The organism is Sphingomonas dokdonensis (assembly GCF_002197685.1).
GTDB classification, from domain to species: domain Bacteria; phylum Pseudomonadota; class Alphaproteobacteria; order Sphingomonadales; family Sphingomonadaceae; genus Sphingomonas; species Sphingomonas dokdonensis.
Window position 1 is genome coordinate 109394 of sequence record NZ_NBBI01000001.1, and the last position, 11859, is coordinate 121252.

Here is an 11859-nt window from a genome sequence, read left to right on the forward strand (position 1 = left end):
CTAATCCGATATCCCCATGGCGCGGTTCATTTTCATCACCGGCGGCGTGGTCTCCTCGCTTGGCAAAGGTCTCATGGCGGCGAGCCTCGCGGCGCTCCTCCAGGCGCGCGGCTATCGCGTGCGTATCCGCAAGTTCGATCCGTATCTGAACGTCGATCCGGGCACGATGAGCCCGTACCAGCATGGCGAAGTCTATGTGACCGACGACGGGGCGGAAACCGACCTCGACCTTGGCCATTACGAGCGCTTCACCGGCGTCGCGGCGCGGCAGAGCGATAACGTGACCTCGGGCCGGATCTATCAGCAGATCATCCAGCGCGAGCGGCGCGGCGATTATCTCGGCGCGACGGTGCAGGTGATCCCGCACGTGACCGACGCGATCAAGGCGTTCGCCAAGGACCAGACCGACGACCTCGATTTCGTGCTGTGCGAGATCGGCGGCACGGTGGGCGATATCGAGTCGCTGCCGTTCATCGAGGCGATCCGCCAGCTGAAGAACGAGGTGGGCCGCGGCAATGCGATCAGCGTCCACGTGACGCTGGTGCCGTATATCGCGGCGGCGGGTGAGCTGAAGACCAAGCCGACGCAGCATTCGGTGCGCGAGCTCGCCGCGCTGGGCGTGCAGCCCGATGTGCTGGTGTGCCGCTGCGAACAGCCGCTGCCGCCATCCGAGCGGGCGAAGATCGCGCTGTTCTGCAACGTGCCCGAAACGGCGGTGATCCCGGCGCTCGATGCGAAGAGCATCTATGCGGTGCCGCTGCAATATCACGGCGAGGGGCTGGATACCGAGGTGCTGCGCGCGTTCGGCATCACGCCGTCGTCCGCGCCCGACCTGTCGCGCTGGACCGAGATCGTCGATCGCCTGACCAACCCGGAAGGCGAAGTGACCGTCGGCGTCGTGGGCAAATATGTCGGCCTGCAGGACGCGTACAAGTCGCTGAACGAGGCGCTGGTGCATGGCGGCATCGCCAACCGCGTGAAGGTGAACGTCCGCTGGATCGACGCCGAGATCTTCGAGAATGACGATGCCGAGATCGCCGCGCAGCTCGAGCCGTGCGACGCGATCCTGGTACCGGGCGCGTTCGGCGAGCGCGGCGCGGAGGGCAAGATCGCCAGCGTGCGCTTCGCGCGCGAGCGGGAGATCCCGTATTTCGGCATCTGCTTCGGGATGCAGATGGCGTGCGTCGAGGGCGCGCGCGACCTCGCCGGCATCTCGCAGGCGTCGTCGACCGAGTTCGGCCCGACGACCGAGCCGGTGGTGGGCCTGATCACCGAATGGATGGGCCGTGACGGGCTGCAGAAGCGCGAGGCCGAGGGCGACCTGGGCGGCACGATGCGGCTGGGCGCTTATGAGGCGAAGCTCGCCGGCAACAGCGTCGTTGCGTCGATCTATGGCGACACGACGATCCACGAGCGGCACCGTCACCGTTACGAGGTGAACACCGGGTACAAGGACGCGCTGGAAAAGGGCGGCCTCGTCTTCTCCGGCATGTCGCCCGACGGCACCTTGCCCGAGATCGTCGAGCGGCCGGATCATCCGTGGTTCGTCGGTGTGCAGTTCCACCCGGAGCTGAAGAGCAAGCCGTTCGATCCGCATCCGCTGTTCGCCAGCTTCATCGGCGCGGCGGTGAAGCAGAGCCGGCTTGTCTGATTTCGGCGAGGGCGATCTGCCGCCATGGCAGGTCGTCGCCTCGCGGCTGGTGATCGACGATCCGTGGCTGCGGGTGCGCGCGGACGATTGCGTGACGGCCGAGGGCGCACGGATCGCGCCGTTCTTCGTGACCGAATATCCCGACTGGGCGATCGTCGTCGCGATCGACACCGATGGCTGCCTGTTGCTGGTGGATCAATATCGCCACGGCTGGGGCGTGACGAGTCGCGAGCTGCCGACCGGCGCGGTCGATCCGGGCGATGTGGACGCGATCGCCGCGGGGCAGCGCGAGCTGCTGGAGGAAACCGGCTATGGCGGCGGCGACTGGCGGCTGGTGGCGACGCTGGCACCCAATCCGTCGAACCAGTCGAACCGCTGCTTCGTGCTGCTGGCGACGGGGGTGACGAAGCTGGCCGAGCCGCAGGACGAGCCGACCGAGCGGCTGCGGCTGGTGGCGCTGCCGGTCGCCGAGGCGGTGGCGGTCGGGCGGCGCGGCGGGATCGTGCAGGCGATGCATGTCGCGGCGCTGGCCATGGCGCTGCCGGCGGAATGGGGCGGGTCGGCGGGCGCATAAATCTGTGCATCGTGGCGGGATTAGGCCGCAAACTCATGAAGCGGACCGGCCGCTAACGCCCCAAAACCGTCACTCGCCGGCTTCGCCAACGCTCCCGAAAGCGGCCGCTTGTTCAACGAGCAGAAGACGTCGGATGACCGGCCAGTCTGATGGTTCGCGGGCAATAATGGTTGTGGGAGTTTGGCCCTCTCGCCGGATCGCACTCGGTCAACGCGCTCGAACTGCAAGGGGGCGGATCAATGCCGGCTAGGCTATTGCCTTATTCACAATGTTTTAGGGGCGCGTGCCTTATCTGTTTACCATGAGAATGGAACGTCTTTGCAGCGGCTGTCGCGATGGCTCGGATTTCGAGTTGCCCTTCACGATGGCCTTCCAGCCAATCGTAGACGTCGCAGCCGGAAAGGTTTTCGCTTATGAGGCGCTGGTTCGAGGCGTCGCCGGCGCTGGCGCGCATCAGATCCTCTCGGGTGTTAACGAAGCCAATCGCTACTCATTCGATCAGGCGTGTCGGGTCAAAGCAATCGAGATGGCCGTTGAAGCAGGGCTAATGCAGAGCGATGCGAAGCTCTCGATCAATTTTCTGCCAAACGCAGTCTACTCGCCCCTCGCATGTATCCAGCTGACGCTCGCCACTGCTCGTAGTGTGGATTTGCCTACCGACAGGCTGATCTTCGAGTTCACTGAAAATGAGCAAATGGGCTCGCCTGAGCACGTGTCGTCGATCATCGACACCTACAAGAAAATCGGATTTACCGTCGCAATCGATGATTTCGGCGCCGGACATTCCGGCCTGGATATGTTTGCAAGCTTTTGCCCCGACGAGATCAAGCTCGATATGCAGCTGGTGCGCGGAATAGACGGCGACCATCGTCGTCAGGCAATCGTGCGTGCTGTCGTCAATATGTGCGAAGATCTAAACACGCTTGTCGTCGCGGAAGGAATAGAAAACGCGCAAGAAGCATCGGCACTGCGCAATCTGGGCGTGCGATACCATCAGGGTTACTGGTATGCGCGGCCGAAAATCGGCAAATTGCCGGCTATCAATCCCGAGTGTTTCGTCAACTGATTACAGTCGCGATCTCGCGGCGGGCCGACGTGTGAGCGATTCGCGGCAGAAGCAGCTATCTAACAGGTTGCCGATGGACTTGCAGGCGCAAGCAACGTCTGCTTTCCTCCCACTGCCAGCCATTTCGCATCGAAGCTGCTCATCTCAAAAGCGGTCGTTCCGCTCCCGCCCAATTATGATCATTGAGAAGATGGCACGCGCGGCCGAGGCCGATCGTTCGTACAGCGCGAGCTTTCCCGTGTTTTGGTTCCCGACTGGCGGTCTCGGGAAAGCTCAACCTGCTCGCCGGCCATCTGCGCTCATCGGGACCCATCGTCTTACGACGGGTCATCAGCCGGCAGGCAGTTCGCGCGCGCTCAGTCGGTGGCGCGCCGCTTCTCCGAAGTCGTCGCGGGGCGGTGTCCGTAGCTTAGGACGCTGGTGATCCGCCAAGCGCCGTTCTGCTTCGCCCACACCATCACGAATCTGGCGACCCCCTCGCATCGTCCCGTCGCCAGGTCGCAAAAGCGGTGTTCGCCTTCCTCGACGGCACCATAATCCTTGATCGGATATACGCGAAACGTTGCCGCAATCAGCTCGCGCTTCACCTTTCCGCAAATGTATCGGCGAACGCCGTCGACCATCGCGTCGCGCTCAAAGGTGGCACCGCCGGTGTCGTGGTAAAAGGCGACCTCTGGATCGAAATAGCCGGAGAAGGTCGGCAGGTCGCAGCGGTTGTAGGCGTCGAACACCTTCGCATCGAGCACGCCGATTTCGGTCGCCAACGGATCGGCTGGCAACGGCACGGGTAACGCGAGCAAAGCTGCGCGACGGCGGTCGCAGTCATCATGACCATGGTCCTGTCAGTTCATCTGGCCGCGGAGAAAGGCGATCAGCTTTGGATCGCTGCCCGTCCGTTCAAGAATCGGCAGGATGACCCGCCACCCGTTGTCGCTGTTGGTCAGGATGACGATGCCGTTACCGCTCGCGCGGTCAATTGCGGCAAAGGTGAAAGCGCCTGGATCCTTGCCGGTGTGGAGCATCGTCGTGCCATCGGGAAAGCCGAGGAGCTGCCAGCCCAGCCCGAAGCCGGTCCAGGGGGGACAGGTGGCCGCTTTCGACCCGGCACACATTTCGGGCGTGAGGTCGGCCTGCGATTTGCTGCGCTCCGCCGCTAAAGATGCGCCAAGCCCGCGGTCGTCGCGGGCATCAATGAGAAAGCGGGCATAATCGCGTGCGGTCGCGTGCGCCAGATCGGCAGCATTGAAGCGGATAACCGGCTCAACCGGCAGGGGCTTGCCTGAGTCATCAAATGGCACGGCGATCGGCACCGTTTCGCCTTGCGCCGACACATAGCCCGAGGCGCGCATGCGGGCGGGGGAGAACAGCCAGCGGGCGGCGAGCGTCTCGAAGGATTGGCCGGTGCGGCGCTCGGCGTAGCGCGCCGCATATTGATATCCTTCCCCCGAATAGCCGGTGGTTGTGCCGGGATCATGATCGAACGCCAGCCCCTTCGCATCACGCCAGTTCGGCAGCCCCGTGCGATGGCTCAGCGCCATGCGGACTGTCAGCTTCATCCGCCGGGGATCGCGCGACAGGTCGGGGTCACTCCAGTAGCGATCCATCGGCTCATCAAGCGACAGCTTGCCGGCTGATGCGAGTCGCAGGATGACCTCCGCGGTCAGCGGCTTCGTCAGTGACGCGAGATTGTAGGGCGTGGCGACCGTGGCCGGACGACGGGGGCCAGCCATGCCCCAAGCTCCCGTCGAGACGATCCGCCCGCTGCGGATCACGGCGACAGACGCACTTTCCACGTGCTGTTCGCGAAGGGTACTAGCCATGTCGGGCAGCGCGTTGCTCGTCTTGGCGGCGCCCATCAAAGCGCCAGCCATCACCGCGACCATGCCGACGCGAACTCCCCGGCGCAGCACGCTAACTGTATTGCTCATGTAAGACAGCTAGCGATAGCGGAGGTTGGCAGCAACCTCGATCGTATGTGCCGTCGAGGTGACGGACGTGAGAACCGGGAAGGCGAGAGATTCCCCAAAGACGAAGGCGCCCGGGCCTGTCGGCCCGGACGCCCCACGACGCCTCGAAAGGGAGCAAAGAGGCGCCGAGCGGTTAGGCGGCTTGCGCCTCGTTCTCGTCGCGCTTGTCCTCGACCACGGTCGGCTTCTGGCCGGTCTTGATCGAAATGCTCTTGGGCTTCATCGCCTCGGGCACTTCGCGGACGAGATCGACGACCAGGAGGCCATCGTTCAGCCGGGCGTCCTCGACGAACACGAAATCAGCGAGTTCGAAGCGGCGCTCGAAGCTGCGGGTCGCAATGCCGACATGCAGGAAGTTCGGGCCGGTCGCCTTGTCGTCCTTCTTGCCCGCGACGAGCAGCAGATTCTGCTGTGCGGTGATCTCGATCTCGTCGCGCGAGAAGCCCGCCACGGCGAGCGTGATGCGGTAACGATCCTCGGCGAGACGCTCGAGATTGAAGGGCGGATAATTCTCGGACGACGAGCGGGCGTTCGCCTCGATGAGGTCGAACAGACGATCGAAGCCGATGGTCGAACGGCGATAAGGGGTAAGATCCAGACGCATCTTCAATTCCTCCGGTGAGCGAGTTGAAAAGCGGCATCGTGCACAGGGCCACGGTGCCGTCTGTGCGACCCGTACGTGGCGCCGCACGCCTAGAAATCTGGGGCGGTCAAGGCATTTTTCAAGAGGCTGAAGCAATATCCCCTGAACAGATAGGGTATTGATTCCCTACCGGCTTAGTAGGAGATTGCGTCCGTCATCGAAGGGGACGGATCATGTCGCTTACGCTTGCCCTTATTCTCGCCCAGGCGGCCGCGCCGCCGACCGATCAACAGGCGGTTCCGGCGTCGGCGCCTGCTGCGACGGAGCCGGATGGAGCCGTCGATCTCGGGCGACTCGGGCCGGCGCAGCAGGCGGGCGGGGACATCGTGGTGACGGCGCGGCGGCGGGCGGAGACGGTGCAGGACGTGCCGATCGCGATGTCGGTGATCGGGGGCGAGGCGCTGGCGGAAACCGGCACGTACAACGTGGGTCGGCTGACGCAGCTACAGCCATCCCTGCAATTCTATTCCACCAACCCGCGCAATTCCGCCGCCAACGTGCGCGGGCTGGGCGCGCCGTTCGGCCTGACCAACGACGGGATCGAGCAGGGCGTCGGCATCTATGTCGACCAGGTCTATTACAGCCGCATCGCCTCGGCGACGTTCGACTTCACCGATACCGAGCGGATCGAGATCCTGCGCGGGCCGCAGGGCACGCTATATGGCAAGAACACGACGGCGGGCGCGATCAACATCACCACCCGCAAGCCGAGTTTCGAGACCGAAGCGCGCGCCGAGGTGACAGGCGGCAATTACGACTTCTTCCAGGGCAAGTTCTCGCTGTCCGGGCCGCTGGTGAACGATGTGGTGGCGGCGCGCATTTCGGGTTCGGTCACCACGCGGCGGGGCACCGTGTACAATGTGCGGCAGCGCGAGTGGCAGAACAGCCAGGACAATATCGGGCTGCGCGGGCAGATGCTGTTCGAGGCGGCGCCCAACCTCGATGTGACGCTGTACGCCGACTATAACCGGCAGAACCCCAATTGCTGCGTGCAATATTATGCGCGGGTGGGCGCCACGCAGCGGCCGCTGGCGCGCCAATATGCCGCTCTGGCTGCTGCGTTCGGCTATGCCCCGCCGTCGACCGATGCGTTCGATCGGCTGACCGATGTGGATAGCGATTTGCGCGCCAAGCAGGAGCTGGGCGGCGCCTCTGCACTGGTCAACTGGAAGCTCGGAGGGGGGACGCTGACGTCGGTGACGGCGTGGCGGTTCTGGCATTGGGATCCGTCGAACGACCGCGACTTCATCGGCCTGCCGATCACGCCGGTGTCGGCGAACCCGTCGCAGCAGAGCCAGTTCACGCAGGAGCTGCGCTTTGCCTCCGATACCAAGGGGCCGGTCGAGTACACGGTCGGCGCGTTCTATTTCTACCAGACGCTCGATACACAGGGGCAGCAGGTGCAGGGGTCGGCGGCGAGCCGCTTCCTGCTCAATCCCGGCAATCCGCCCTTTGGCCCGAACGGCTGCGCGACGCCGACCGCCGCGGCGTGCAACCCGGCGGTGCTCGACGGGCTGACCTCGCGCAACGAGATCGGGTTCAAGAACACGTCGGCGGCGGTGTTCGGCAAGCTGACGTGGCGGCCGACCGATCGGCTGGAGATCGCGCCGGGCCTGCGGGTCAATTACGACGAAAAGGAAGGGTCGTATCTTGCCGTCGTGACCAACGGCACCGGCACGCCGCTGACCAGCGACCAGCGCGGCGTGCTGGCGCCGCAGAGCTACACGCCGTCGTTCGATAACTGGAACGTCTCGGGCGACATCACCGTGTCGTACGACATCGACCGGGACGTGCATGGTTATGCCACCTATGCGCGCAGCTATAAATCGGGCGGCATCAACCTGTCGGGCCTTCCCCTCGACGCGGCGAACAATCCGATCCTGGCGGTGCAGACGATCGATCCGGAAAAGGTGAACCATTTCGAGCTGGGGCTGAAGACGCAGTTCCTCGATCGCCGCGCGACGGTGAACATTGCCGCCTTCTGGACCGAGATCGACGATTATCAGGCAACGGTGAACAACCAGCAGGTGGGCGTGCTGCGCGGCTATCTCGCCAATGCCGGCAAGGTGCGCACGCGCGGGGTGGAGGTGGACAGCGCCTTTCGCCCGATCGCGAACCTGAACCTGTATGCCAACGGCGCCTATACCGACGCCAAATACGTCCGCTTCACCGACGCGCCATGCCCGCCCGAGCTGTCCGGTGGTACGACGGCCGGCGCGGGGCAGGCGGCGAGTGCGCCGGGGACGCCGGGCGGGATCAGCCCGCGGTCGTGCGATATTTCCGGGCAGGTGCTGCCGGGCGTGTCGAAATGGGCGTTCAGCTATGGCGCGGAATATGGCGTGCCGGTCGCGATCGGCGGCGTGTCGGGGCAGGCGTACCTCGGCTACGACGGCAGCTATCGCTCGCGCTTCTCATCCAACCCGTCACCGTCGCGCTACACCTTCGTCGATGGCTATGCGCTGTCGAACTTCCGGCTGGGCTTCAAGAACGACGACGGACTGAACGTCTTTGCGTGGCTGCGCAACGCGTTCGATCAGGATTATTTCGAGCTGCTGGCGACGCAGTCCGGCTCGACCGGGCTGATCGTGGGGCAGCCGGGCGATCCGCGCACCTATGGCGTGACGCTGTCGGCGAAGTTCTGATCGCGCGCCGCCTCAGTCGCGCAGATGGTCGCTGAGAAAGGCGATCAGCGCCTCGACGCGGGCGGGGCGCAGCGGGCTGGGCGGGGTGAGGAGGTGCAGGCCGATCGGCTCGGGCCGCCAGTCGGGCAGGATCTCGACCACCGCGCCGTCGCTCAGCGTGTCGCCGAGGATGAAGGCGGGGAGGCGGGCGATGCCGAGGCCGGCGACCAGCGCGGGCACCAGCGCCTCGCCGCTGTTCGCCGCGAGCGGGCCTTGCGCCTTGACCGAGATTTCCGCGCCGCCGGGGCCGCGAAAGCGCCACGGGCCGACAAGATTGGTGTAGCCGAGAAGGTGGTGCTCGCCGAGCTGGCCGGGGTGCGTCGGCGTGCCGTGGCGGGCGAGATAGGCGGGCGCGGCGACCAGGTAGGACTGGATCGAGCACAAGCGGCGCGCGCGCAGCGAGCTGTCGGGCAGGTCGGCGATGCGCAGCGCGACGTCGAACCCCTCCGCGACGATGTCGACGCGCGCGTCGGAGAGGTGCAGCTCGACCTCGATGCCGGGATGTTCGGCGAGGAAGCGCGTGAGCAGGGGCGCGATGTTGCTGACGCCGAAGGTCATCGGTGCGGCCATGCGGATGCGGCCAGCGGGTGCCTGGGCCCCGTCACGCGCCGCCTCTTCCGCGGCGTGGGCGGAGGCGAGAATGAGCGCGGCGTGATCGGCGAGCGGCTTGCCCGCCTCGGTCAGTGCGAGCCGGCGCGAGGTGCGGTGGAACAATGATTGGCCGAGATCAGCCTCCAGCCGCGAGATCGCCTTGGAGATGGTCGCCTTGCTGAGCCCCAGCGCCTCGGCGGCGGCGGTGAAGGAGCGATGCTCCGCCACGGTGGCGAAGATCGCCCAGGCTTCGAGATCGGGCAGGCGCATCGAACGATCCTTGGAGGGTTGGTCTGGCGCGCTACTTACAAGGTGAAACAATCCGTTTCAATCGTTTCTGTTTATGAGCGGTACGGGTCGACCTATCTCCGTCGCAACACACGGAAAGGTTCACCATGACCGACACTCGCACACAGATCGACGTCCGGCCTTTCAGCAGCCTTGGCCATGCCGATCACGGCTGGCTGGACGCGCGGCATCATTTCAGCTTCGCCAGTTACCACGATCCTGCCCGCATGGGATGGGGCGCCATTCGCGTGTGGAACGACGACACCATCGCGCCGCAGAACGGCTTTCCGCCGCATCCGCACAGCGACATGGAGATCATCACCTATGTCCGCAGCGGGGCGATCACGCATCAGGATTCGATGGGTAATCGCGGCCGCACCGGTGCCGGCGACGTGCAGGTGATGAGCGCCGGTTCGGGCGTGCGGCATGCCGAATATAACCTGGAGGCCGAGCCCACCACCTTGTTCCAGATCTGGATTCATCCGCGCAGCAGCGGTGGATCCCCGAGTTGGGGTGCCAAGCCGTTTCCCAAGGGCGATCGATCGGGCCGGTTCGTGACGCTGGCGAGCGGCTTTGCCGAGGATGGCGATGCGCTGCCGATCCGCGCCGATGCGCGGGTGCTCGGCGCGACGCTGCAGCAGGGCGAGCGGGTGACGTACCGCGTGGGCGAGGGGCGGCATGCCTATCTGGTCGCCGCGACGGGTGCGGTGACGGTGGACGGTACCGCGATCGGCACACGCGACGGCGTGGCGCTGCGTGGTGGAGACTATGAGATCGTCGCGAGCGAGGATGCCGAGCTCGTCCTTGTCGATGCCGAATGAATGTCGATGCCGAATGAATGACGCGCGCTCCGTCCCGATCGGACGGAGCGCTACCATCGATCAATGCGTTGCCCCGTGCGGGCTGAACAGCAGGAGACAGCAATGACCAAGGTTCTCGTTCTTTATTACTCGTCCTACGGCCATGTCGCGAAGATGGCGGATGCCTTTGCCGAGGGTGCGCGCGAGGCCGGCGCCGAGGTGGACGTGCGCCGCGTGCCCGAGACGGCGCCCAAGGAAGTGGCCGAGGCGGCTGGTTTCCAGAAGGACGAATCGCATCCGGAGATCGAGGGCGTGAACGCGCTGGAAAATTACGACGCGATCATCATCGGCGCGCCGACGCGTTTTGGCCGCATGCCCAGCCAGATGGCCGCATTCCTAGATCAAGCCGGTGGCCTGTGGGCGCGTGGTGCGCTGAACGGCAAGGTGGGCGGCGCGTTCACCTCGACCGGCAGCCAGCATGGCGGGCAGGAAGTGACGCTGTTCTCGATCATCACCAACCTCTTGCATTTCGGCATGACGGTGGTGGGGCTGGATTACGGCTTCAAGGACCAGATGACGATGGAAGCGATCCATGGCGGCTCGCCCTATGGCGCGACGACGCTGGCGGGTGGCGACGGCAGCCGTCAGCCGAGCGACATCGACCTGGGCGGTGCGCGTTATCAGGGCAAGCGGATCGCGCAGACGGCGGCCAAGCTGAGCGCCTGATCTTCTAGCTGGTACCTGACGGTCGCGGCTCGCCGGTTCGCTGGCGGGCCGCGATCGTGCGTTTGGGCCACGGTTTCGTCAGCGTTCGGCCTTGTTCTTGCGGCGCTGCCTTTTCTTGCGCTTGCCCGTGTCGGCCGGGGGCGGGGCGATCGTGCGCACGACGGGTGGCGGTACGATCACCGGGACGGGATCGACCGCCGGATTGGCGGCAAAGTCCCGGCGGGCGCGGGCGAACAGGAAGCGGGCGCGCGCGGCGCCGGGCGCGGTGGCCGACGTGCCGACCCAGCGCCAATGCCATGGCTCCCACTTCACGCCCTGCTTGTTGCCGGCGGGAAAGGACATCTCGAAGCCGAAGCGGGGCGCGTTGGCGGCGAGCCAGCGAAAGGCGGGCTTGGCGGCCATGCACGCCTCGGCATCGGGGCAGCCGTCGGCTGGGCGGACGGTGAAATCGAGCGCATAGCCGGTGGCATGCTCGCTATGCCCCGGCGGCGCGGCGGAGATCGCGCGATCGGCGCCGCTGTCGCTTTCGCGCGTGCGGCAAAAGGTGCTTTGCTGATAGGCGAGCGAGCGGTGGCAGGAGAAAGCATACAGCCGCCCCTCGACCGCGCGATCGCCGGCGGCGGCCGCGATCAGCCGTTGCAGGTCGGCTGCGGCTTCGGGGCGTAGCCTGCACGTGTTGATCGCGAGATCCCCCGGCACCGTTACCAACGTGCCGGGCGCGGCATCGCCGTAGGGCAGGTGGCCCAGGGCCCGCCCGTCCGGCTGCAACGGAATGCTGTTGCCATTGCACAGCTGGGCCTGCGCCGGTGTGGCGGCGATGAGGAGGATGAGGGGAAAAAGGGCGCGCATCGGCGCGACACTGGCCATGCTGC

At 65.5% G+C, this 11859-nt stretch carries 11 protein-coding genes; 6 read left to right on the forward strand and 5 right to left on the reverse strand.

Annotation, left to right across the window (positions count from 1 at the left end; translation table 11 throughout):
* Nucleotides 1-16 precede the first annotated feature (16 nt).
* The 3 genes from SPDO_RS00440 (at nucleotide 17) to SPDO_RS00450 (ending at nucleotide 3291) form a co-directional block, all read left to right on the forward strand.
* Nucleotides 17-1651 (forward strand): CTP synthase, encoded by a 1635-nt coding sequence (locus tag SPDO_RS00440; protein WP_088365509.1) that lies wholly within the window; start codon nucleotides 17-19, stop codon nucleotides 1649-1651.
* A complete protein-coding gene (locus SPDO_RS00445; protein ID WP_088365510.1) occupies nucleotides 1644-2225 on the forward strand; it encodes an NUDIX hydrolase in 582 nt (193 codons plus the stop codon). The genes SPDO_RS00440 and SPDO_RS00445 overlap by 8 nt, the downstream gene beginning before the upstream one ends.
* Nucleotides 2226-2526: 301 nt before the next feature.
* A complete protein-coding gene (locus SPDO_RS00450) occupies nucleotides 2527-3291 on the forward strand; it encodes an EAL domain-containing protein (RefSeq protein WP_483881767.1) in 765 nt (254 codons plus the stop codon).
* A gap of 356 nt (nucleotides 3292-3647) precedes the next feature.
* On the opposite strand, the gene SPDO_RS00455 is transcribed toward SPDO_RS00450, so the two are convergent.
* From SPDO_RS00455 to SPDO_RS00465, 3 genes are all read right to left on the reverse strand, one after another.
* The gene (locus tag SPDO_RS00455; protein WP_211279966.1) at nucleotides 3648-4055 is read right to left on the reverse strand and encodes a nuclear transport factor 2 family protein; all 408 of its coding nucleotides are present in this window, start codon (nucleotides 4053-4055) and stop codon (nucleotides 3648-3650) included.
* A 78-nt stretch (nucleotides 4056-4133) separates the two neighbouring features.
* A complete protein-coding gene (locus SPDO_RS00460; RefSeq protein WP_245828939.1) occupies nucleotides 4134-5219 on the reverse strand; it encodes a serine hydrolase domain-containing protein in 1086 nt (361 codons plus the stop codon).
* A 172-nt stretch (nucleotides 5220-5391) separates the two neighbouring features.
* On the reverse strand, nucleotides 5392-5862 hold the full coding sequence (locus SPDO_RS00465) for an Hsp20 family protein (protein ID WP_088365513.1): 471 nt from the start codon (nucleotides 5860-5862) through the stop codon (nucleotides 5392-5394).
* A gap of 212 nt (nucleotides 5863-6074) precedes the next feature.
* Here SPDO_RS00465 and SPDO_RS00470 point away from each other — a divergent pair, with 212 nt between their 5' ends.
* A complete protein-coding gene (locus SPDO_RS00470) occupies nucleotides 6075-8543 on the forward strand; it encodes a TonB-dependent receptor (protein ID WP_088365514.1) in 2469 nt (822 codons plus the stop codon).
* A 12-nt stretch (nucleotides 8544-8555) separates the two neighbouring features.
* Here the strand turns inward: SPDO_RS00470 and SPDO_RS00475 are convergent, their stop codons facing one another.
* Complete coding sequence (locus SPDO_RS00475) at nucleotides 8556-9443, reverse strand: LysR family transcriptional regulator (protein ID WP_088365515.1); 888 nt, start codon at nucleotides 9441-9443, stop codon at nucleotides 8556-8558.
* A gap of 125 nt (nucleotides 9444-9568) precedes the next feature.
* Here SPDO_RS00475 and SPDO_RS00480 point away from each other — a divergent pair, with 125 nt between their 5' ends.
* Both SPDO_RS00480 and wrbA read left to right on the forward strand, forming a co-directional pair.
* The gene (locus SPDO_RS00480) at nucleotides 9569-10282 is read left to right on the forward strand and encodes a pirin family protein (RefSeq protein ID WP_088365516.1); all 714 of its coding nucleotides are present in this window, start codon (nucleotides 9569-9571) and stop codon (nucleotides 10280-10282) included.
* Nucleotides 10283-10384: 102 nt separating this feature from the next.
* Nucleotides 10385-10987 (forward strand): NAD(P)H:quinone oxidoreductase, encoded by a 603-nt coding sequence (gene wrbA / locus SPDO_RS00485; protein WP_088365517.1) that lies wholly within the window; start codon nucleotides 10385-10387, stop codon nucleotides 10985-10987.
* Between the two features lie 78 nt (nucleotides 10988-11065).
* On the opposite strand, the gene SPDO_RS00490 is transcribed toward wrbA, so the two are convergent.
* Nucleotides 11066-11854 (reverse strand): M15 family metallopeptidase, encoded by a 789-nt coding sequence (locus tag SPDO_RS00490; protein WP_245828942.1) that lies wholly within the window; start codon nucleotides 11852-11854, stop codon nucleotides 11066-11068.
* Between the last annotated feature and the right edge of the window lie 5 nt (nucleotides 11855-11859).

What these genes read in the sequence shown, in the direction of transcription:
- wrbA (WP_088365517.1), top strand. Translation starts at nt 10,385, where the DNA reads ATGACCAAGGTTCTCGTTCTTTATTACTCGTCCTACGGCCATGTCGCG.
- SPDO_RS00465 (WP_088365513.1), bottom strand. Translation starts at nt 5,862, where the DNA reads ATGCGTCTGGATCTTACCCCTTATCGCCGTTCGACCATCGGCTTCGAT.
- SPDO_RS00470 (WP_088365514.1), top strand. Translation starts at nt 6,075, where the DNA reads ATGTCGCTTACGCTTGCCCTTATTCTCGCCCAGGCGGCCGCGCCGCCG.
- SPDO_RS00475 (WP_088365515.1), bottom strand. Translation starts at nt 9,443, where the DNA reads ATGCGCCTGCCCGATCTCGAAGCCTGGGCGATCTTCGCCACCGTGGCG.
- SPDO_RS00440 (WP_088365509.1), top strand. Translation starts at nt 17, where the DNA reads ATGGCGCGGTTCATTTTCATCACCGGCGGCGTGGTCTCCTCGCTTGGC.
- SPDO_RS00450 (WP_483881767.1), top strand. Translation starts at nt 2,527, where the DNA reads ATGAGAATGGAACGTCTTTGCAGCGGCTGTCGCGATGGCTCGGATTTC.
- SPDO_RS00480 (WP_088365516.1), top strand. Translation starts at nt 9,569, where the DNA reads ATGACCGACACTCGCACACAGATCGACGTCCGGCCTTTCAGCAGCCTT.
- SPDO_RS00490 (WP_245828942.1), bottom strand. Translation starts at nt 11,854, where the DNA reads ATGGCCAGTGTCGCGCCGATGCGCGCCCTTTTTCCCCTCATCCTCCTC.
- SPDO_RS00460 (WP_245828939.1), bottom strand. Translation starts at nt 5,219, where the DNA reads ATGAGCAATACAGTTAGCGTGCTGCGCCGGGGAGTTCGCGTCGGCATG.